Genomic DNA, 23,102 nt, shown 5'->3' on the forward strand with positions numbered 1-23,102 from the left:
TTACCTCCTTATGTATATAGATGCTTTCGAATACTTATATATACAACATAAGACGGTCTGACCATGAATGTAAATAGAAAAGAGGTTCCTAATAGTCACCTAGGTGACCAATAGGAACCTCTTCTCTATAGATTTTTCATTTTTATTTCACAATAGAGTAATCTATATATTTATTTTTCTTCCCGATGCCATCCAACAATTGACTTAATCGGTTCAAAACTCTTTCTATGCAGTGGTGTCACACCTTGCTGCTCAACAGCCTCTTTGTGGAGTTCTGTATAATATCCCTTATGTATGCCAAAACCATAACCAGGATATTCTTCATCAAGGCTTTTCATATATCGATCCCGTGTAACTTTCGCAATGATAGATGCCGCTGCAATATTTGCACTTTTACTATCACCCTTGATGATAGATTCAACAGGTATCGTTAAATCGGGTAATTTCATGGCATCAGCTACGACAGCCTCTGCAGGTACATCAAGGGTGCGAATAGCCTCATACATCGCTTGACGTGTGGCCTCATAAATATTGAGCTCATCAATTTTTTCTGGACCATAGGAGATACAGCTGACCGCTACAGCTTCATCCATAATGATGTCATGCAATGCTTCACGTTTTTCTTCAGTTAGCTTTTTAGAATCATTAAGGCCTGGAATTAATGTCATAGGAGGTAAAATAACGGCAGCCACCGTAACAGGACCTGCAATAGGACCACGCCCTACCTCATCGACGCCAGCCACATGATATAGCCCTTCATCATAGAACATGCCTTCATAGTCGTACATGCCCATCAAACGTTGTTGTTCTTTTAGCTCTTTTTCTTGACGTTTAATATAGGAGGCTGCTAATTTTTGAACGGAACTACGAGTATCCTCTTGTGCTAATGGTAAAATTTCCAGAGCTTGTTCCGTTTCAAAAAGGGCCTTAATATCAGCTACCTTTAACTTAGCGAAGATATCCTTATCCATGATATGTTTCCTCACCATCTTCTGGATAATACGGTTCTTCATCAACTTGGTCTAGTGTAATTGTACCAAGCTTTGTATTGCGATAGTCTTGCAAAATAATTCGACGCGCCTTATCAAGGTCCACAATACCACCGCTGACAAGACAGCCACGACGACGGCCAATGCTTTCAAGAATTGTATCCACATCGGCCATCTCTTCTTCTTTTAATTTATAACGTTCTACCAAGATATTAGGTGTATTCGTCAATAGATGATTTAACAATTGCTTAATTACGTGTTCTAAATCGTACACATCATCAGAGATAGCACCTGTCATAGCAAGACGAGCAGCAGCCCGTTGGTCCTCTAATTTAGGCCATAATACGCCTGGCGTATCAAGCAATTCCATATTCTTACCGATTTTAACCCATTGCTGACCACGCGTGTGACCTGCCTTGTTAGCCGTACGGGTTGCTGCAGAACCAGCCAAGGAATTAATCAATGTAGATTTTCCTACATTAGGAATGCCTAAGATAATGGTACGTATAGAGCGGCTACGAATCCCTTTTGCTACCCAACGATCAATGATAGGTTTGCTAAGACGTTCTACAGTAGAAACTAATTTCTTATTACCCTTACCAGACTTGGAATCGATGGCTAATACAGTAATGCCTTGTTGCGTAAAGAATTCTGTCCATTCCTTCGTTGCTTTTGGGTCTGCTAAATCTACCTTATTTAACAGTACAATATGCGGTTTTTGACCAACTAACTCTAGGATAACTGGGTTCGCACTAGAACGAGGAATACGCGCGTCTAATAACTCGATAACAACATCTACCTTTTTGATGTACTCCGTTATCATGCGCGTAGCTTTCGCCATATGCCCAGGGAACCAATGTACGATAGGTGAATCTGCCATAATGTCTCCTTTCTATATATCTTGTATGAATGTATTTATATCTATATTTTAGCAAAAATAAAAGGCTGCCAACGGCAGCCTTTTAAGAACATTAGCGTTTTTCGCGAATACGAGCAGCTTTACCAGTAAGGTTACGTAAGTAGTACAATTTAGCACGACGAACAACACCACGGCGCATAACTTCGATTTTAGCTAAGCGTGGGCTGTGAAGTGGGAATGTACGTTCTACACCTACACCGGATGCAATACGACGAACTGTGAAAGTTTCACGTACGCCACCGTTTTGACGTTTAATTACCAAGCCTTCGAATACTTGGATACGTTCACGGCTACCTTCCACTACTTTTACGTGTACGCGTACTGTATCACCAGCACGGAAAGTAGGGATGTCTGTACGAAGTTGTTCTTGTTCGAGTACGTTAATAATGTTCATTGTTTCCTCCTGTTTGCAGACATTCAATACCTACACCTTATAGGCAGCGGACTGTCTCAAATTAACAGTAATATATTATCACAAGTCAATGTACAATGCAAGAGGTTGCACACTATATCTTGTATAGATTTATATACCCATTTCACCACAACTATATACAAGTAAATAGGTTAATCAATACGACCTAATAGGTCATACAAATCTTGTCGATCCTCTGGCGATAATCGTCTAAACCGATGAGTTAACTGCTGTTCCCTATGTTCAACTAAACTATGTGCTTCTTCTTTCCCTGCATCGGTTAGTGTCACAACAGTTGTCCTTTTATCCATCGTATCGATGGTCTTTTCTACAAACCCCAATTGTATGAGTACATCCAGTTGTTCTGATACGGTAGCTGGACGAATCTGTAAACTATCCACTAATACACGTTGGCTCGTTCCCTTACCGATAGTATATAGTTCCATGAGTATTCTATAACGTGAACCTTCACGCTTAGCCGTCACATTACGGAGGGCATTGAATAATTCAACATTGGTAATCATAATGACATCTCCTTACAACTTTGTATACTTTATGTATTCGACATAGATGCCAAAATTCCTGCATAAAGAAAAGGCAACCGCAGTTGCCTTTCCTCAGTTTCACATAGTTAAAACAAATGTAATTTCCTAACTATATAAAATATATGTTATTTTAATGCACTAATATCGCCGATAATAGCCATTACGCTATATGCAAAACGAACCAGTTGTAAACGGTTAGCTTTAATAGCTTCATCTTTGTCCATAACCATAACATCTTCAAAGAATTTGTTGATGGCAGGCACCAATGTAGCAGGTACTGCCACAACAGCGTCATAGTCATTTTTATCCCATGCATCGATACTTGCTTCAGATGCTTTCGTAGCCATTTCATACAAGGCACGTTCTGCCTCTTCTTTTAATAGACTTTCATCAACACCAGTATATGTTACATCTTTCACAAGATTATACATACGTGTAAAAGCTTGTACTAATTCAACATTTTCATCAATGCGGTTAGCCAAGAGAGCTTTCACAAGACCTTCAGCATCGGCAACGGACAATTCATTGTTAGATAACAACAAGTCGATTACGTGATGAGGCACTTCACGATCAAGGAAGATATTTTTCAAACGCAATGTAATGAATTCTTCTACTTGGCCAAGCAATTCATCTTGTTTATCTGCAGGCACATTAAGAAGATTCATAGATTCCACGATGATTGGGCGCAAGGAAATATTCCATTCGCTACCAAGCAAGATGTTTAAGATACCAATTGTTTGACGGCGCAATGCGTATGGATCTTGAGAACCTGTAGGAATCAAGCCACGGCTAAATGTAGCAACGATATTATCAATTTTGTCGATAATGGACAACACTTTACCAGCTTCTGTTTGAGGCAATACATCGCCTGCAAAACGAGGTAAGTATTGTTCAAAAATAGCTTCCGCTACTTCTGGGGATTCACCGTCGAGTAACGCATATTCTTTACCCATTACACCTTGTAATTCGGTAAATTCTGTAACCATACCTGTTGTAAGGTCTGTTTTGGCAAGTTCAGTAGCACGTTCTAATACGACGCGCGCATCTTCGTGTAGTTCACATTCTTCACTAAATACACGGCCTAATGTTAACAAACGTTCTGTTTTGTCAGCCAAGTTACCAAGACCTTCTTGGAACACGATTTTTGTCAAACCATCTTGACGGTCAATAAGAGGTTTCTTGCGGTCTTCGTTAAAGAAGAATTTCGCATCATCAAGACGAGCACGCAATACGCGTTCATTACCAGCTTGAACTACTTCGATGGAATGGTCGGAGCCGTTGCGAACGGTTAAAAACATTGGCAACAATTTACCGTCTTGGTCAACCAATGGGAAGTAACGTTGATGGTCTTTCATTGGTGTAATGATGGCTGCATCTGGAAGTGCCAAGTAGGACTCTTCAAAGCCGCCGCACAATGCTGTAGGCCATTCAACAAGATAGTTAATTTCTTCTAACAAATCATCATCCCAAACGATGGATGCATTTTTAGAAGCTGCAATATCATGTAATTGTTTAGAAATCAATTCACGACGCGCATCTTGATCAACCATAACAAAGTTTTCTTTTAATGTTTCTACATAGGATGCTGCATTCTTAATAGTGATTTCATCAGCACCTAAGAAGCGATGACCACGTGTTACATTACCAGATTTTACAGTAGCAAATTCTACAGGAATTACGTCTTCATCAAGTAATGCTACAAGCCAACGTACAGGACGTACAAACTTAGCATCTAAATTGCCCCAGTGCATGGATTTAGGGAAATTAAGGCCTGTAATCAATTGTGGCAACATGTCTGTGACAATATCTTTTGCAGGTACGCCAGCAGTTTTAGTTTCAGCGTAAATATAGCCATCTTCTACAGCGAGATCAGCTACATCAAGACCTTTACCACGAGCAAAGCCGATAGCTGCTTTTGTAGGATTGCCATCAGCATCATAGGCGATAGATGCGGAAGGACCTTTGTGACGTTCGCTAATTTCAGCAGATGTGTCAGCAAGACCTTTCACGATAAGAGCCAACCGACGTGGTGTACCGTATGTTGCGATGCTTTCAAAAGGAAGATGGGCATCATTTAATTTTGTTTCAGCCAATGTTTTCAATTGACCTAAGATATTTGGCATAAAGCCGGCAGGAATTTCTTCTGCACCGATTTCAAATAATAAATCCTTTGCCATCTTATTTATCTCCTTTCAAAAGTGGGAAACCTAATTCTTCGCGTTTAGCAAGGTATTGTTGTGCACAAATACGAGCTAGTGCACGAACGCGGCCGATGAAAGCAGTACGTTCACTAATAGAAATAGCACCACGGGAATCAAGCAAGTTGAATGTGTGGGAACATTTCAAAACATAATCATAGGCTGGTAGTACATAACCTGCACCACAAACGCGTTTTGCTTCTGCTTCGTACATATCAAATAATTTGAAAAGCATATCTGTATCAGCTAATTCAAAGTTATATACAGATTGCTCAACTTCGTTAGCATGCCAAACATCGCCGTATGTAACATGTTCATTCCATTTAAGATCATATACATTTTCTACGCCTTGAATGTACATAGCTAAACGTTCTAAACCATATGTAATTTCTACGGACACTGGTTTACAATCGATGGAACCAACTTGTTGGAAATATGTAAACTGCGTTACTTCCATACCATCAAGCCATACTTCCCAACCAAGACCCCAAGCACCCAATGTTGGGGATTCCCAGTTATCCTCTACGAAACGGATATCGTGATCTTCCGCATGAATACCAAGGGTTGCTAAGGATTGTAAATACAATTCTTGGATGTTATCAGGAGATGGTTTCACAATAACTTGGAATTGATGATGTTGGAACAAACGGTTAGGGTTATCACCATAACGACCGTCTGCTGGACGACGAGAAGGCTCTACATAACATACAGCCCATGGTTCAGGACCAATTGCATGCAAGAATGTAGCAGGGTTCATTGTACCTGCACCCTTTTCGATGTCATATGGATTTTGAACGATACAACCTTGTTCACTCCAAAACTTTTGTAGATTTAGTATAATCTCTTGAAATGTCATTGCTGCCTCCACTTTACACAACCGACATAAAATCAACCATTTCGTTACAAACAAAAAAGTCCCTGTAACGAAAAACGTTACAGGGACGAGTATACCCGCGGTTCCACCCTATTTGGCTTGCGCCCTCTTTTTTCTATGTTGGCCTTTACTAACAGATACCTGCGTTCCTGCCAATGCTCTACAGCGCCTTCAACCAAATGTGAGCTTACACCATCCTCACTCGCTAGAGAGGTTTACTACTCTGCTTCATCGCATATATTATACACAATATTGTAGCAATATAGAGGGAAGAATGTCAACACAGATATAAATTAATGGGTACCAGTAATGCAGTTACTTTACATATAAGGATTTAAGGATTAAAAGAATCACACTACCAGAACCAATTAAGCGTTGCCAATTACTCATATCCGCATAGAATATAGTCCACATCAAAAATAGAATATAAATCACTAACCATATATAGTCATATAGTGAATAGGATTCAAATGAAAGTCTAAAAGCAGAACTATCGAGTTCATCTTCTTTCACAATTTTATCTATCCATCCTACTAAGAACCATAAACAGAAATAAAATGTAGAGTGTCCTTTATTGATATATTTTCGATATATTAAAACAAAAAGTTTTCTATGACAAATGAGAGGCCACATAAGTATTACTACTATAATAGTACATACTAGTGTTGCCTGTGGGACCGCAATAATACCATCAATAGGTATAGCATTTATTGCATTTAATGTCCATGCAACTATCATAAATAAAGAACACCATAATCTATACCTAATCAGACTTATGAAATTACGTTTCTGTTTATATACATTCATTCATTTATTTATCCTATCCGTAATGGGTATTTCTTTTCTATAAAAGTATCTTAAATCTAAATCTTTATTTATCCAAAATTTAGATATCTGACTTCTAATAAGCCAAAAATCTTCCTTACAAATTATACTTTTATCAATAAGACTTAAATTGCCTTGAATGGCATCCCAAGCAATAATATAGTAATCATGACCAGAAATAGTAATTTTTATGGCTATATCAATACTATTTATTTCATCTGAATAAAATGTGGTAAATTCATCATTAACAATACTAATCTGTTCTATGATTCCATTAATATTATTTGATACTATTTGATGGTAATCTGTATCTTCATTCATTTTAATACAACGTTTTATTTCAAAATTAGGGTATTCATCATACTCTTCAGTTTCTATATAGTCATTAACAATCTCAATGTATGAATCCTGAATTTGTAAATATATCACTACATCATTATTTTCATCTAAATTTTTTTGACTTCTATCTGGAGTAAACCCAAATAATTTTTGAGAAAAAATATTATCTACATGTTGATTCATTATACCTGCAAGTGTATCTAAACTCTGTTTATTTATATGATTAATCATAATTTTTACTCTATTTCTTAATAATATAATACCGATTCAATAGCTCTTTATTAAAGGGCAAATAAGATTGCCATTAAAAACAACAATACAGTAAATAAAGAAAATAAATAATAAGTCCATTTATTATCACTATTTTTAAAAATTAGTGAAAACAGGTAAGTACTAAATGATAATAGCAAAAACTCAATTAGATATTTAAATTGTTTATTTATAAAATCTAAGAAATTGAAGTCCGTAAAAAATACAAATAAAAATATACCCAAACTAATCAGGCTATATAATTCATTTTTATCTTTATTAGATTTTCGTATATATTGGACTACACTATAGGCAAAGAGTAAAAATAAGAATGTAGTAGAAACATAATATATTAATTTCATTTATTATTCTCTCCTTCTCATTTAATCCCTTCATCTGTTGGAATATCATTATGCATTACTTTCAACAAATATCATATACAAATGGGCAATAGCAATTAGCTCATATCCCTTAAACTATTTATATCCCAACTACTTTTTACAAATATTCTGTATATAATAAAAATATTTAAATACGGAACCAATAATAATATGACCCAGAGACCACTATATAAACTATCGTGTAATCTACGAATACATAATGTCAGAATTGATAGAATAGCATAAAAATATAAGACATAAAATATACCTATTGATATAGGTGTAAGTATTTCTATTCCTGTCTCATCTTTAATCATAAAAAGTATTGAGATAAAATTTACGATTAAGCTAATAATCATACCAAATGATCCTATACCAAAATAAGCCTCTACTCTTTTAGCTCTGCCTTTAAGACAAAACGACTGATGTATATAAATATCCTTCATATACTCTAATAATCCATTTTTATTCTCTAGAGTTATCTTGTTATTTAAATAACCAATAGTTTTCGTTGGTGAAATCAATTGAACACTACTATTTCCATATCGATTATTACTATGATTACTTGGGAGTAAGTATAAAAACATTGTTGGTATAAATATAATACCTACTTCTCTTAGCAAGATTTCTTCAAAAAACACTATATTTAAACCATCAAGTACAAATAGATCATACATATAATATCCATATATACTACAACTTATTATTAACCATAAGTATATCCATTTTCCTGATAATCCAAAATCATGTAATCTACGTCTGCTTAACTCTATAACTAAACATACACCCATTAGTTTAAAGATATAACGTAAATAATACATTTCTATTAATTGGATAGACAAAGTGTTTATAATTGCATTACCAACAAAATAAGTAAAGAATAAACCAATCAATATAATAAGGTAGGCCTTCTTATTTATTCGTGTATTATGGAGTAAATCATATATATTTTGTTTTATAAGTTGTATCTCTTCACTTATCATCTATTTTATCTGACGCTTTTTACACTAAAAAAATTAATCCGAATTCTAACAAGTATACATAGTCACCTAAATCATCATATCTGATTTTCAACTAAGTAGATTATAACTTATTAAATTTAAGAGATTTCTCACAATCCAAAAATTTCTTTCAATATACCAAAAAATACTAGCCAAGCAACAAAACCTGCACCATAAAAATCATAGTGAATCTCAGCACCAATCATAAAATCATAAGCCATTCCATATATAATGGATGTTAATGCAAATAATGCAAATCCATAGAAAAAGAATTTTTTTATAACAGCCATTTTAATAATTTCCTTATATAAAAAAATGAATTTACTAAAAGAAATAAAATAAGAGTTAAATCATAATTGCTATATATAAGTAATTCATGTGATTGAATACTAAGTATATCGGTCTATTTAGGAACACTTTTATTACTATTTTAATGTAAAGCTAATAAATTTACACCATTATACTCTAATGCCAATAAATCATAGTTTTGATTTATTGAGAAAGTCCCTTTAAGACCTCCTGCATTAACAAATGAGTAAGTATTATCATCAATTTTATAGAATTCACTTTCTAAAGGTACAAAATATTTATCTAATGCTAAACCTACCTTCTCCGCATCTTCTTTAGAGCACTGCAAAACATCCTGTATTCGTTTAAAAAATGGCTTATGAACATTTTCTATTCTGTCTTCTATTATTTTATTAACCTTACTATAAGTCTTATATCTATAAATCAGATATAAAATAGCTAATAATAACGCGATATTCTCCTTCATAATTCCCTCTAAAATCTTAGTTAAGTTAACTGTTACAGACTATACTTAATATATCTTTATATCGTCTTTATGGTGCAATTATATTTATCACTCAAATTACAAAATAGTTAATCTATCACATATAGAAATTTCTTTTCTATAAAAATACTTAAAATCAGGAGATTTACCAACCCAAAAATCACTAATTCTATCACGAAGTTTGTAATTATTTTCAGAGGTAATATTTCTACTGTCAACCCAACTTATTGTATCAGGAATTGAATCCCACAAAATTAGATAATAAATGACACCAGATATATCAAACTTCAAAGCTATATCAACACAAATAATATCATTATTCCACCACGACGAAAATTCATCATTTACAATCTTAATATCATTTATAATTCCAGTTATATTTAACGCATATAAAGAAAATTCACTTAATAAATTATTATCATTTAAATTCTCATATACCTCAAAATCTAAATTAGGATAGTCATCTAGATCAGGTCCTTCAATTGACTTATTTGTAAATTTAATAATTTGATTATCAAATTCTAAATATATACAGCCATCCGATATATATTCTATTTCACTTTCATTAAAAGAATTATCTCTAAGTACAAATACTGTAAGAGTATAATACATTTGTGACAAGTGAATAAAAAATGAGAAGGAACTCTGTTATAATGAAGTTGCTTAATCCAAACATTACAACAAAAGGAGTTCCTTCTCATGCATTCTATTATAACTGAAGAATTAAGATTTCGTAAACGAGTATGTGAATATGCTATAAAGTATGGAAATAATGCTGAAGCTGCACGTCGCTATCATACTAGTAGACAACAAGTACAACGTTGGGTGAAGCGTTTCGACGGGACTATTGATTCACTTCGATTGTATAGTCGTAAACCACATTCTCATCCTAATCAACACACTGAGGAAGAACTAGCACTTATCAAGCGTATGCATTCTAAGTTTAAACATGAAGGGCTGTCTCAAGTATATGTTGAGGCAAAAAAGCGTGGTTATAAACGCTCATATGGCTCTATGTGCCGACAAATCAGGTGTCATATTAAAGAGAAAAAGGTTGTTAAATCTGTTCCTAAAAGCAAGTGGAAACCGGATATAATAACATATCCAGGAGAAAAGGTTCAGATTGATATAAAATACGTACCTCGCGAGAGTTTAGCCTTTTCAACACAAGGAAAATCTTACTATCAACTTACAGCTATTGATGAGTTTTCTAGAAAGAGAATTCTAAAAATTATAGATGAAAAAAGTGTTACTAATACAAGTCGCTTCTTATTAAATTTAGAAGCCAAAATGGGATTTCCTATTCATACAATACAAACAGATAATGGTCGTGAATTTACAAACTATGGAGTAAAAGATCGAGAGTGTTTATTTGATATTGTATTAAAAAGATTAGGAATAGAGCATAAAACGACAAGACCATTTTCTCCGTGGCAGAATGGAAAGGTAGAGCGCAGTCATCGAATTGATAGTGAAAGATTTTATTCTCGTAAGTTTAATAGTATGGAGAGTTTTCTAAAAGCACATAGTCGATATGCTAATAGATATAATAACATTGCACAAAAAGTCTTAAACTTTAAATCACCAAACCAAGTTATAACAGAGTACTTTATGAATCAAAAGGCATAAGTATTTGTCACAAATGTTTGATTACTCTAGAAAGAATTATCTCTAAGTACAAATACATTATTTACATTTTTACCTATACAATTATATATATTCTTTAGATATTCGCTATTAATCAAACTTTTCATAAACTTATAACACCTATATAATACTCATCCTGTATATAGCTCATAGTCCCTTCTCTCTTAATCTAGTAAAGTTTGTAATTTATTAATCTTATATTTATATCACATTATATAAGAATATTAATAAATTTTAAACCACCTACCAAAGATTACCAATCATCTTTAATAGGTGGTTCATTTTATGACTCTAAATAATATTTTTCTAAGAGTTCAATATGTTATTGTAAATTACGCTTTCACCACAACAGATACGCCATCAGGAATAACTGTAATGCTTGCATCTTTACCTTTTAATTCCAAAGCTTTATTCAATGCTTCATCAAAGGTGCTAGCATGTTGCAAATGCATATCTGTAAGCATCTTAGGATCGCATTGATCTGTTACAACAATAACGGTAAATTGATCTAGAATACGAGCCAAGATTTGCATTTCCCATTGGTCTGGAATTGTTTCATTACGAGGAACCTTAGCAATGCAATCTAGTAATTCACGAGGTGTTTTGGCATTTTTAAGGTTTTCATATAGGGATTCCCCACCATGACCATCATTACAAGCGGCAATCATTATAATCACACCATCTTTTTTACAAGATGCTTCAGCAGCGGTCATACCTTTTACAGCTTGATATACGTTTTGGTCTAATGGATACCCACCATTGGTAGTGATAACGATGTCTGCTGGTACAGCTTTCACACTAGCTAGTTCAGATACAAAAGCACAGCCAGTTTCATGAGCTTGTTCCATATCACCCGCAAAAGCATTGATAATATGTTTTTCCGCATCGATGACAACATTTAAAATAAATGCTAATTTCGCAGTACGACCCGCATATACCATATCCTTATGAATTGGATTGTTCTCGATAATACCTGTACGAGCATATGGGCTGTTGATAAATTCAGCACAGTGATTTGCCATTACAGTCACTTCAGAAGCAATACCTGGCAATACGCTTTTTCTACCGCCAGAGAAGCCAGCAAAGAAATGTGGTTCAATGAAACCTTCAGAAATTAATAGCTCAGTTTCTACAGCTAATTTGTTGATGATGCAATCCCCACCGGATGGCAACACACCGATTTTTGTCATTTGGCTAGCATCACCAGAGATATGGTTTACAATCTTTTCATTGGCTACAATTTCAGGACCGAATTTGTCTACCATTTCTTCATGTGTAGTAGGACGATGGAAACCAGTTGCTAGTAAGATAGTAATATCGATGGATGGATTAGCTTCACGAATACGGCGAAGTAGAATTGGCATCGTAATTTTGCTAGGCACTGGACGCGTATGGTCACTTGTGATGATGACCATGTTGGATTTACCCTTAACCAATTCTTCCAAGCGTTGGCTACCGATAGGATTATCTAGGGCATGTTCTACCAATGCCTCTTGTGAAAGCTCAGCCTTATAGGAATGGGCTTTAGATTCTAATACACCTGCGATATTTTGATTAGGAATATTGATATCTACAAATCCTTTTGCATAGGGTACATTAAATGTTTTCATGGGAATCACTCCTTAACTTAACACTAACAAACTATAAATAACCCGCTACGACAAATCAATCCTCCTTCTTACGCAATTGTCGTTTAAGGTCTAATAAACTCATATCATTTTGCTTAGCAATAGTAGCCAGTGAATCATATTCATATTTATGTCTCTTTACACCAAATCCACTGCTTGTTTTGAAAACAATTCTATTGCCTTCCCAATCTATGTCTCCTGTAGACCGGTTCAAAATATATCGATTACAGCGATGGTATCGAATACCAAGGCTCGTAGTATGTCTAAATATTAAATCTCGCACCTTATCCATGTCGCCTTCCTTGCAAAGGACCGTCAGCATCGTACCAGGTCGTTGTTTTTTCATCATAATCGATGTGGTAAACACGTCTAGTGCTGGTGAAAGTAATAACTGTTCTACTGCATAGCCGATTTCTTCTGGCGTCATATCGTCGAGATTACAAGACATTTCAATGATTGTGTCTTCTAAATCATTGTTTATTTCAACAAAAGCGCGAATACAATTTGGTCTTTCAAATTGTTTCGTCCCAAATCCATAAGATACCTTTGTTGGTGTCATAACTGGCATATAACTAAAAGCTGTGCCAAAATACTTGGCTAACGCTGCGCCTGTAGGTGTGCATAACTCCCCTTTAATTTGATAATCTGCGTACATTGGAATACCCGCTAATAACTCCATCGTTGCGGGTGCTGGCACAGGCAGTTCTCCGTGAGCACAGTGAACCGTGCCAGTACCTACATGTATAGGAGAGATGATAATCTCATCAAACTTCAATGCCTCTAAGAGTACACAAACGGCCACAATATCTGCAATAGCATCGAGCATGCCCAGCTCATGGAAATGAATTTGTGTTACTGTCGATTTATGAACCTTGGCCTCCGCTTCAGCTACTAGCTGATATACGTTGATAGCATTCTGTTTACACGTATCGGAAATAGATAAACTATTAATTATATCCGTTACCCCCTGTAAACCTCGGCCATGCACATGATGTTCGCTATGTACATGATGCTCCGAATGTTCTCCATGTCCATGTGCCTCACTATGTTTGTTATGCTCATAATGAGCATCATGATGGTGATGATCAGTATGATGCTGGTCATGGGGACTACCTTTATGATTTTCAGATTCTTCTATTCCATTAATAGTTACTGCTACCCGATAGCCTTGTAATCCCTTATCTTCTTTCGGTATTAATGTATAGGTAACATCTGGTATCCCCATTTGATTAAGTTTTGCTATCCACATTTCAGGATTATCTACTAAACCGAGTAATGTCGCGGTCAGCATGTCTCCTGCAATGCCCATTTGACAATCTAAAAATAATCGTTTCATTTACTTTCACCTATATGATTAATCATATTCGCTGTATAAGCAGCACCAAATCCATTGTCTATGTTGACAACCGTAACACCGCTAGCGCAGGAATTGAGCATCGATAATAACGCCGTAACACCACCAAATGCCGTTCCATAACCAACACTAGTTGGTACGGCGATAACAGGTACATCCACAAGGCCACCAACAACACTTGCTAAAGCCCCTTCCATGCCGGCAATGACAACGATAACCTTAGCAGACATAATAGTATCTAAATGTTGTAACAAACGATGAATACCCGCCACACCTACGTCATAAATTCGATTGACCGTATTACCATAAAATTCAGCTGTAATTGCACATTCTTCAGCCACTTTATAATCACTTGTACCGCCAGTAACAATGGCTATACAGGATGCTGTTTTCTTCGTAGGCATATCACCAACGTAGCCGATATAAGCATCCTTGATATATGTCAAGGAATGCTGTTCTTGAACCTCTGCAGCCACATCAGGTGCTAATCGTGTAATCAATATATGACCTTGCCCATTAGACTGCATGGAGGAGATAATACCCACGATTTGTTCACTAGTTTTACCGGCACCATAAATAACCTCTGGTACACCTTGTCGTAATTGACGATGTAAATCAACGTTGGCATACCCTAAATCCTCTATCGGTTTCATCTTTAGCTTTAATAAGGCTGCATCCACATCTACTTGACCATTTTTTACTTGCTCTAAAAGAGATCTAATATTATCGCTCATGAACGCACCTCTAAATCTAATACAACCTCATCAAACATAGATTTAAAATATGAGAGAATCTGAATCCTATTCTTAATAACAATAGCTATTTGATTCTCTGGGACTTGAATTTTAGCAGTATTTCCTATCAGACGAACTCTAAAATCTGATAAACCTAACGAAAATAAATACCCTTCCGCTTTTTCAATATGTTCTAAATCATTACCTGTTATATGCTGTCCTGCTTGAAATCTCGTAGCTAAACAGGCGTAGGATGGTTTATCCCAGGTAAATAAATTAGCCTGTTTGGCCAACTGGCGAATCATAGATTTTGTTAAGCCACAGTCTCTTAGTGGCGACTTAACAGATAGCTCAGCTATTGCTTTCATACCAGGGCGATCATCTACCTCATCACTGGCATTGGTTCCATCGCATAATATGGAAAATCCATCGCGTTTAGCCTGTTCACTTATCGTTGTGAATACATGATGTTTACAGTAATAGCATCGATCACTGGGATTGCTCGTTACATCATCATGTTCGAGTACATCAATATCTATGATTTCTAAGGGAATACCGATACATTCTGCAATTTTCTTGGCATCATCTAATTCAAACTGTGGCACAAACTGAGACTTAACAGTATATGCTTTGCATGGAATGCCAGATTGTTTGACAGCATACGCTAAATAGGATGAATCTACACCACCAGATAAAGCCACACCTACATTACCTAATGTCTTTATATAATCGATTAATTCCATTCCATACAATCCTTTAATAAATTTCTATAATCTATAGTTTCAAAATAAAAAAATAAAATAGAGCCATTACTATAGGCTCTAATATCACTCTACTATATATAGAACAACCATTAATGTATTTAGTATAAAACTTTTTGTTCCCATTTTCTAACTCATAAATGAGATATATATTCAGGTAATACATTATATTTTTTCTATATAAGAAAACCACTTATCTTAAATAGGTTTATCTAACCTATTTGAGATAAGTGGTTTAAAATTTATAAAAATTTTTGATAAGGAGTCTTATGTATCGATACCTACAATTTATCAGTATATATTATAAACTCATCAGAAATTTTACACTTTGCAGTTGTTTACCTATTTCCTGTTCACAATAAGAAAATAGTAATCGTTCTAATTCCTTCCATACAGTTCCAGGAAGTTCAATAGGTGCTGCATCGCCCCATTGATAGGCCAAAATATTGGGCATTGCGTTGCGTAATGAAAGGGATGGATTCATATGCGTATGTATCCGTAGTTCGTTCCAGAATAAATCAATTCCATCTCCGGTATTAAAAGCCTCATGTTGTGGCATTACCCCCGCTAACGACAGCATTTGCCATCCCAATATGATAGTCCCTAATCGTACATTTCGTTGACGTATCGATTTTGAATAATTGACTACAGCATTAAATACATTACGATCAACATCATACGATGCAAATAGTTCTTGTATCAGTTCACTGGCTACGGCTGCATAGGCAATATTATCTAGATTCGTATCTAGAGATTCCACCACATAGGACCCATCTATTTGTGTGACTTTCACAAATTCTCCGTCCTGCACAACTGTGATATACATAGCGCTGAAGGGGCGCAAATATGATGCATTACGCAATGTTTGCAATCGTTTATGCGGAAAAGAGGCCCTAATAATACCTAAGGACGGTGTGATAAAGGTAAACACCGAATAGAGCTTGTATTTTTTTCGGCTCACCACGATGGCCGGCGTATTAAAAGCGCCACTAATCTTGTTCATGTTCATCATCCGTAACAGTTTCAGACTCAGGTAAAGGTGTTACACGCAAACGTGAAATACGATAACCTTGCATCTTAATTACTTCAAATGTATAACCATAAGCATCAACAGTATCCCCCACAATTGGAGTACGGCCTAATAGACCGAAGATATAGCCACCAATCGTATCGGAATCGGAGTCTTCAATGTGAATATTCATCATTTCAGACACTTCATCCACAAGAACCTTGCCGTCAAACTCAAAGGAGCCATCAGAATAACTCATCGTAGCCGGCAAATGAGGTTCATGTTCGTCTTGAATATCCCCTACTAATTCTTCAATGATATCCTCTAACCCTACAAGCCCAACCATGCCGCCGTATTCATCGACAACTACGGCTTGGTAAATACGACGTGTTCGCATGTATTGCAATAAGGTAGATAATTTCATAACTTCAGGAACTGTCAAAATATCTCGTTTGATATTGCGTAAATCTTTTCTAGCTTGCTTTTGACGTTCCATCAAATCTTTAATATGTACAAGGCCTACAATATGATCCTTATCTTCCACACATAATGGGTATCTAGTATGTGATGTAGAACGAATTACCTTCATGGCTTCGTCATAACCATCTTCCACGAAAATACAATCCACATCTTGGCGAGGTACCATAACCTCTTTTGCCATACGTTCCACAAAGTTGAACACATTGTCTATCAACTCAGATTCTACCTGATTTAACTGACCTTCTTCATGACTTCTAGAAATCATCATGCGTAGTTCCTCTTCCGTATATACAAGGTCTAGTTCAGTTAAGTATTTTGTTTGGTAAAATTTAAGGATGCAATTGGATATTTTACTAGCTAACCAGACAAAAGGATATACAATACGACCAACCCCAACGACGATGCGACTATGCATATTTACATATTTTGTAGGGAATGATAAACCCAATGCTTTCGGTACAATTTCGCCAAAGATGAGGACGATAAGACTAATGATAATAAGCAAGATCAGGTCTAAAATATGATGAACCCATGTACCATGGATATTAAAAATATCCATGATACCTACCACAAAACTATTAAAGATATATGTGCCAGTACCTGCTAAGGTGAGAATGAAAAAGAGTATTAGAAATTGTGTAGTATTAAGGAAATACTCAGGATTTTGGTATAGCTTTAACAAGAATTGGCGATCCTTTTCATGTAGGATTTCCATATCCTCTACGTGTTCCTTGCGCAACCGTGCAAAAGAGAATTTTGCTACCACCAAAAAGTTAATTAAGAAAATACATACTATGCCGAACCCAATCGGTAACAGGGCATCTATACTGTCCATAACAATCCTTTCTAACTATAATCAATCTAAATAATCTATTTTTTATATCCCAATTCTGAAAGCATACCCGATTTATTACGCCAATCCTTTTTAACCTTAACCCATAAATCAAGATATACTTTTGTAGCCAATAACTTTTGAATATCCATGCGCGCTTCTGCACCAATCTTGCGTAGTAACGCACCTTTGTTACCAATGATGATACCCTTTTGAGAATCTCGTTCACAATAGATAGTAGCACGAATATAAGTGGTTCCATCATCACGAGTCTTCATTTCATCTACATCTACAGCGATGGCATGAGGAATTTCATCACGGGTAGACAACAAAATCTTTTCGCGAACGATATCAGAAATAATCAATCGTTCTGGTTGGTCCGTAATCATATCTTCTGGGAAGTATTGAGGACCTTCTGGCAAATGCTCACCTAGCACATTAAGAAGTTCAGATAAATTTTCTTTATTCTTTGCCGAAATAGGAATGACACCAGCAAATGGATACGCATCTTGATAGGATACGATAGCTTCTAATACCTGTTCTTTTTGCAGTGTATCAATTTTATTGACTACGAGGAATACCGGTACTTTCACGCGTTTTAATTGTTCAATGATGAAATTATCTCCTGGACCTCGTTTTTCATTACCTGCCACAACAAATAGAACGGCCTCTGTTTCCTTCAAAGATTCAATGGCTGCATCGACCATAAATTCACCTAGTTTATGTTTTGGCTTATGTACGCCAGGTGTATCCATGAAAACGATTTGTTTTTCTTCATCAGTGTAAACACAAATAATGCGGTTACGCGTTGTCTGTGCCTTATCGGATACAATGGCAATCTTGTCGCCTATCAAGGCATTAATCATGGTAGACTTGCCTACATTTGGTCGCCCTACAACGGCTACGAAGCCGGATTTAAAATGTTCTGCTTTATTCATTATATGGTTGATCCTCTCGTACATACCCTAAATTAGAAAGCACAAATTCTTCTTCTGTGCGCATTTCTTTTTTTTCTTCATCGGTCATATGGTCATAGCCTAAGATATGCAAACAACTATGTGTTGTCAAATAGGCTAATTCCCGTTCAAAACTATGCCCGTACTCGACAGCTTGTTCATGAGCTCGTTCCAAGGAGAGTATCATATCCCCCAATAGGTGATGTTCCTCTTCACTACCTTCGTAATCGTCCCCTTCATTAAGGGCAAAGGACAATACATCTGTTGGTCTATCAATACCGCGATATTCCTTATTTAGTTCATGAATTTTCTTATTGTCGCATAGTAGAATGCTTAACTCATCATCTTCAAGTCCATACACGCGGCTCACTTCATCGCAAACCTTTTGTATAACCTCTTCAATCTTAGTATCTCTGGTTATACCATCATCATAACTAATTTGTATATGCATAATTCTTATTCTTCCTTTGAAAGCTTTTGATGGTATGCATCATAGGCTTTAACGATGCGACCTACCAAATCATGACGCACCACATCTTGATCTGTAAAATACACCATATGAATACCAGACACGCGTTTTAATACCTTTTCTGCTTCAAAAAGACCAGATGTGACACGCGGAGGCAAGTCAATTTGTGTTTTATCACCATTGACGACCATTTTAGAGTTATTACCTAAACGAGTTAAGAACATCTTCATTTGCTCTGCCGTCGTATTCTGTGCTTCATCCAAGATGACGAAGGCATTTTCTAATGTACGACCGCGCATGTACGCTAATGGTGCCACCTCGATTGTGCCCCGTTCCATAAAGCGTTGTACTTGTTCAATACCAAACATTTCGTGCAACGCATCATAAAGCGGACGCAAATATGGATCTACCTTATCTTGTAGTTCGCCAGGTAAGAACCCTAGTCGTTCACCAGCCTCTACGGCAGGTCGCGTCAAAATAATCTTATCTACATTGCGGTTCTTCAAGTAAAATGCGGCTAATGCAACAGCTAAGAACGTTTTACCTGTACCGGCAGGTCCAATGCCAAAGGTGATAGTATTCTTGCGAATACTGTCTACATATTGCTTTTGACCTTCCGTCTTTGGCGTAATGCTTTTACCGCGCATCGTTACGGACAAAGTATCCTCGAACATTGAGTGAAGGGCATCCCCTTTGCCATTCATCACCATCTTAGCAGCAATGCGAACTTGAGATTCTGTAATCGTACTGCCTTCTTTATAGAGGAATACCAGTTCCTGTAATGTCCGATACAACGCCTCTACGTGAAGCTCGTCCCCTTTTATGACAACTGTATCACCACGGGATACAATATCCGCAGGAATGACTTCATTCATCATTTGTAAATATCTATTGTGTTGACCTAGTATAGATTGTGCTAAGTCATAGGTAGGAAAGGTAAATACCCGTTCGCTCATGCTTGTCCCCCATCTATAAATTTACGTACTGCTTTACCATTTAAATAATCACATAAATCACCTTGATGTGCATCTAGTTCATCCATCATATCGTCGATTAAATCCTGTACACGCCACCAGCCCATAGACCAATTGGTAAATAATGTATTATCTTCTGGGGCACGACCCACTAATCGTTGCAACACAATATCTGGATGGAGATGACGTAAAAACTGAACAACGCGCTCCGCATACTCCTCGGCGCTAATCAAGGTAATTTGACCTTCTTCATACCATTTGGCCATCAATGTATGTTTCACAATATATAGAGCATGTAACTTTACTTGGTCAACGCCAAGGGATGATAAAATTTTGGCCCCTTCAATGGTATCCTCCATCGTATCCCAAGGCAAATTAACAATCATATGTGTGGTCACATTAAATCCATAACGCTTAATGCGTAAAACCGCATCGATAAATTGCGCTAAATCATGGCCTCGATTAATCTTCTCAAGTGTATGATAATTAACGGTTTGCAATCCTAATTCAATGTAGATATCCTTATGAAATCGTTGTTGTATGTCCTGTAATACATCTAAATACTCATTAGAAATACAATCAGGTCTCGTAGCGATTGCAATCCCTACGGCTTCATCAATACAACCTTGTTCCATATAGGATTTAAAATCCTCAAGAGGTAAATAGGTATTACTAAAGTTTTGATAATAAGGTATAAATTTTTTAGCCTTATATTTAGGTCCAATGTGTGCAATATTTTCTTCTAATTGCATGCGCACCGTCATCCATGCAGGTCTATTTTCATAACCAGCACCGATTTCCCCACAGAATGTACATCCTCCAACACCAGCTGATCCATCTCGATTAGGACAGGTTAAAGGTAATGCAACAGGTAATTTATATACCTTTTCACCATATGTTTCTTTATAAAATTTTGACACCATCCGGTACCGTTTCGGTCTCGTTGTATCTGACATAACACTCCTCTATATCATTGTATGTTTTCAGGGCGAATGAAAGGGGCCACCTCTTTATTCACATCTATGATCACTGTGAAAGCCCCTTCTGGTATATGTTGAATGCCTAAATATGATGCTGTTTCACGGCTCATTGTCATTTCCACATATTGTTGGCGAATTTTACGCCATTCTTTAAACGTATAATTTGGAATAAATGTAGACGCAATCTCTTCATTGCGCCAGAACGCTTCGCCTACTTGTAGCAATTCCTTCGTTTGTTTCGGCAATCCTACTGCTTCGCTGCGAACCTTACCGCGATAACTTACCAATGTATCGTATTGCAATAATTCTGCAGCTATCGTATCACCTTTTGCAAGGAAGAAACGATATAAGAATTCAATTTGGTCTATATCCTTAAGATTGACCTTATGATTACCTTCCTTAAGCCATGCACGTGTCATATCACAGAAATAAGTAAATGCATCCGTTTCACCGTGAATCAATTGTTGTCCAATATAGCCAAAGGTTGTTCTAAATCGTTCGCTATTATAAAAGCGCTCAAATACATCTTCAAAATATTTCAAGAAACGTACATCATCATAAGGTAATACATGAGTACTCAAAACCTCATATGGAGCCAACGGATCTGCTACATATTTATATTCACTCATCCGTCGTACACCAGATCCTTTTAGTAATTTTAAGAATCCAATTTGTAATGCATGAGGTTGTAAGCTAAATAAATCGTTAAAAGATTGTCCAAATCGTTTAAAATCCTCGTGAGGCAATCCTACGATAAGATCCATGTGAACATGCGTACGTCCTGCTTGAATAATAGGACGTATAGATTTTTGGATGTATGGCCAATCATTATAGCGATTGATAGCATCTAATGTTTTCTTATGCGTACTTTGTACACCTACCTCGATTTGAATGCGTCCAGGCGGCGTTTCACAAAGAATGTTAGTTTCCCACTCCGTCATAAGCTCCGGTTCCATTTCTAAGTGGAAATTCATATCTGTATCGCTATCTCTCATGAACTCCATAAGTGGTCTATGATGATGAGGTGCACAGTTAAAGGTGCGGTCTACGAATTTTACTTGCTTCACACCATGATCAATAAACCATTGCAGTTCCTTTAATGTCCGCTCTTGCGGAAAGAATCGCACCGTATTCTTATTGCCAGATAAACAGTATTGACAGGAAAAAGGACACCCACGAGAAGATTCATAATAAATAATCTTATGCTCTAAATCATCCATATCTTCTTCTGTATATGGAAATGGTATAGACGATAAATCAGAAACCTCTACAGCCTCTAAAGATCCTAGAATACTACCATCCCTACGTCCTCTCACGCCAGGAATCACAGGGTCTAATCCATCATTACCAAGATGTAATGCCGTTACAAGGGCATGGAATGCTTCCTCGCCCTCACCTTGTACAATATAATCGATATTCGGACACCGTTCTAATAATTCATCGGCTGTGAAAGAAACCTCTGGTCCGCCCAATACGATTTTAATATCTGGTCGTACAGCTTTCACCATATCCACCACATGCAAGGTCATTTCAATATTCCAAATGTAGCAGGCAAAACCTAGGATATCGATATCATGCTCAGTAATATCGCTGAGAATATGCAAAACAGGCATATTAATAGTATATTCCACTATATCGTATGCCTGTCCATGGGCTTCACCATAAGCCTTGAGATATCTCAAGGCTAGTGAAGAATGTATAAATTTTGAGTTTAATGTTGATAGAACTACGTTCATAGTACCCCTTTAGCATCA

The 23,102-nt window shown here is 36.4% G+C and carries 24 protein-coding genes; 1 reads left to right on the forward strand and 23 read right to left on the reverse strand.

Annotation, left to right across the window (positions count from 1 at the left end; genetic code table 11):
* Positions 1-170: 170 nt before the first annotated feature.
* The 12 genes from HMPREF1477_RS01855 to HMPREF1477_RS01915 all read right to left on the reverse strand — a co-directional run bounded on the left by HMPREF1477_RS01855 (position 171) and on the right by HMPREF1477_RS01915 (position 10,136).
* Positions 171-971 (reverse strand): ribonuclease HII, encoded by an 801-nt coding sequence (locus tag HMPREF1477_RS01855; RefSeq protein ID WP_016475617.1) that lies wholly within the window; start codon positions 969-971, stop codon positions 171-173.
* Positions 964-1,869, reverse strand: a complete 906-nt coding sequence (gene ylqF, locus HMPREF1477_RS01860) for a ribosome biogenesis GTPase YlqF (protein WP_016475618.1) — start codon at positions 1,867-1,869, stop codon at positions 964-966. Before ylqF ends, HMPREF1477_RS01855 begins: the two co-directional genes overlap by 8 nt.
* 91 nt (positions 1,870-1,960) lie before the next feature.
* Entirely contained in the window at positions 1,961-2,302 is a 342-nt protein-coding gene (rplS, locus tag HMPREF1477_RS01865; protein WP_005377523.1) for a 50S ribosomal protein L19, read from the reverse strand.
* A gap of 170 nt (positions 2,303-2,472) precedes the next feature.
* Positions 2,473-2,844: a MarR family winged helix-turn-helix transcriptional regulator gene (locus HMPREF1477_RS01870; RefSeq protein ID WP_016475619.1), complete on the reverse strand. Its 372-nt coding sequence runs from the start codon at positions 2,842-2,844 to the stop codon at positions 2,473-2,475.
* Positions 2,845-2,990: 146 nt separating this feature from the next.
* Positions 2,991-5,042, reverse strand: a complete 2,052-nt coding sequence (glyS, locus tag HMPREF1477_RS01875; RefSeq protein WP_016475620.1) for a glycine--tRNA ligase subunit beta — start codon at positions 5,040-5,042, stop codon at positions 2,991-2,993.
* 1 nt (position 5,043) lies between these two features.
* Complete coding sequence (gene glyQ / locus HMPREF1477_RS01880) at positions 5,044-5,919, reverse strand: glycine--tRNA ligase subunit alpha (protein WP_005379917.1); 876 nt, start codon at positions 5,917-5,919, stop codon at positions 5,044-5,046.
* Positions 5,920-6,252: 333 nt separating this feature from the next.
* Positions 6,253-6,450 (reverse strand): hypothetical protein, encoded by a 198-nt coding sequence (locus HMPREF1477_RS09805; RefSeq protein ID WP_232197150.1) that lies wholly within the window; start codon positions 6,448-6,450, stop codon positions 6,253-6,255.
* A 294-nt stretch (positions 6,451-6,744) separates the two neighbouring features.
* Complete coding sequence (locus HMPREF1477_RS01890; protein WP_016475622.1) at positions 6,745-7,332, reverse strand: hypothetical protein; 588 nt, start codon at positions 7,330-7,332, stop codon at positions 6,745-6,747.
* 475 nt (positions 7,333-7,807) lie between these two features.
* Positions 7,808-8,713 carry a DUF805 domain-containing protein gene (locus tag HMPREF1477_RS01900; protein ID WP_016475624.1) on the reverse strand — a complete coding sequence of 302 codons (906 nt, stop codon included), beginning with the start codon at positions 8,711-8,713 and terminating at the stop codon, positions 7,808-7,810.
* Between the two features lie 128 nt (positions 8,714-8,841).
* Entirely contained in the window at positions 8,842-9,021 is a 180-nt protein-coding gene (locus tag HMPREF1477_RS01905) for a hypothetical protein (protein ID WP_016475625.1), read from the reverse strand.
* 140 nt (positions 9,022-9,161) lie between these two features.
* Complete coding sequence (locus HMPREF1477_RS01910; protein WP_016475626.1) at positions 9,162-9,506, reverse strand: hypothetical protein; 345 nt, start codon at positions 9,504-9,506, stop codon at positions 9,162-9,164.
* A 96-nt stretch (positions 9,507-9,602) separates the two neighbouring features.
* Positions 9,603-10,136, reverse strand: coding sequence for a hypothetical protein (locus tag HMPREF1477_RS01915; RefSeq protein WP_016475627.1), 534 nt, complete (start codon positions 10,134-10,136; stop codon positions 9,603-9,605).
* A gap of 87 nt (positions 10,137-10,223) precedes the next feature.
* On the opposite strand from HMPREF1477_RS01915, the gene HMPREF1477_RS01920 reads away from it, so the two are divergent.
* Entirely contained in the window at positions 10,224-11,153 is a 930-nt protein-coding gene (locus HMPREF1477_RS01920) for an IS481 family transposase (RefSeq protein ID WP_016475598.1), read from the forward strand.
* A 350-nt stretch (positions 11,154-11,503) separates the two neighbouring features.
* Here HMPREF1477_RS01920 and larA read toward each other — a convergent pair whose 3' ends face one another.
* The 11 genes from larA to HMPREF1477_RS01975 form a co-directional block, all read right to left on the reverse strand.
* Entirely contained in the window at positions 11,504-12,781 is a 1,278-nt protein-coding gene (gene larA / locus HMPREF1477_RS01925) for a nickel-dependent lactate racemase (RefSeq protein ID WP_016475628.1), read from the reverse strand.
* Positions 12,782-12,836: 55 nt separating this feature from the next.
* Entirely contained in the window at positions 12,837-14,135 is a 1,299-nt protein-coding gene (larC, locus tag HMPREF1477_RS01930; protein WP_016475629.1) for a nickel pincer cofactor biosynthesis protein LarC, read from the reverse strand.
* Positions 14,132-14,887 (reverse strand): nickel pincer cofactor biosynthesis protein LarB, encoded by a 756-nt coding sequence (gene larB / locus HMPREF1477_RS01935; protein WP_016475630.1) that lies wholly within the window; start codon positions 14,885-14,887, stop codon positions 14,132-14,134. The genes larC and larB overlap by 4 nt, the downstream gene beginning before the upstream one ends.
* Positions 14,884-15,630, reverse strand: coding sequence for an ATP-dependent sacrificial sulfur transferase LarE (gene larE / locus HMPREF1477_RS01940; RefSeq protein ID WP_016475631.1), 747 nt, complete (start codon positions 15,628-15,630; stop codon positions 14,884-14,886). Before larE ends, larB begins: the two co-directional genes overlap by 4 nt.
* A 319-nt stretch (positions 15,631-15,949) precedes the next feature.
* Entirely contained in the window at positions 15,950-16,651 is a 702-nt protein-coding gene (locus tag HMPREF1477_RS01945) for a DNA repair protein RecO (RefSeq protein ID WP_016475632.1), read from the reverse strand.
* Complete coding sequence (locus tag HMPREF1477_RS01950) at positions 16,638-17,972, reverse strand: hemolysin family protein (RefSeq protein ID WP_005379916.1); 1,335 nt, start codon at positions 17,970-17,972, stop codon at positions 16,638-16,640. The genes HMPREF1477_RS01945 and HMPREF1477_RS01950 overlap by 14 nt, the downstream gene beginning before the upstream one ends.
* A 35-nt stretch (positions 17,973-18,007) precedes the next feature.
* Positions 18,008-18,907, reverse strand: coding sequence for a GTPase Era (gene era / locus HMPREF1477_RS01955; protein ID WP_005379880.1), 900 nt, complete (start codon positions 18,905-18,907; stop codon positions 18,008-18,010).
* Positions 18,900-19,376, reverse strand: a complete 477-nt coding sequence (gene ybeY / locus HMPREF1477_RS01960; RefSeq protein WP_016475633.1) for an rRNA maturation RNase YbeY — start codon at positions 19,374-19,376, stop codon at positions 18,900-18,902. Before ybeY ends, era begins: the two co-directional genes overlap by 8 nt.
* Before the next feature lie 5 nt (positions 19,377-19,381).
* Positions 19,382-20,350 (reverse strand): PhoH family protein, encoded by a 969-nt coding sequence (locus HMPREF1477_RS01965; RefSeq protein ID WP_016475634.1) that lies wholly within the window; start codon positions 20,348-20,350, stop codon positions 19,382-19,384.
* Entirely contained in the window at positions 20,347-21,324 is a 978-nt protein-coding gene (locus HMPREF1477_RS01970) for a TIGR01212 family radical SAM protein (RefSeq protein ID WP_005379958.1), read from the reverse strand. The genes HMPREF1477_RS01965 and HMPREF1477_RS01970 overlap by 4 nt, the downstream gene beginning before the upstream one ends.
* A 14-nt stretch (positions 21,325-21,338) precedes the next feature.
* Positions 21,339-23,084, reverse strand: a complete 1,746-nt coding sequence (locus HMPREF1477_RS01975) for a B12-binding domain-containing radical SAM protein (protein ID WP_005379961.1) — start codon at positions 23,082-23,084, stop codon at positions 21,339-21,341.
* Positions 23,085-23,102: the final 18 nt, after the last annotated feature.

Source organism: Veillonella sp. HPA0037 (assembly GCF_000411535.1).
Taxonomy (GTDB): Bacteria; Bacillota; Negativicutes; order Veillonellales; family Veillonellaceae; genus Veillonella; species Veillonella atypica.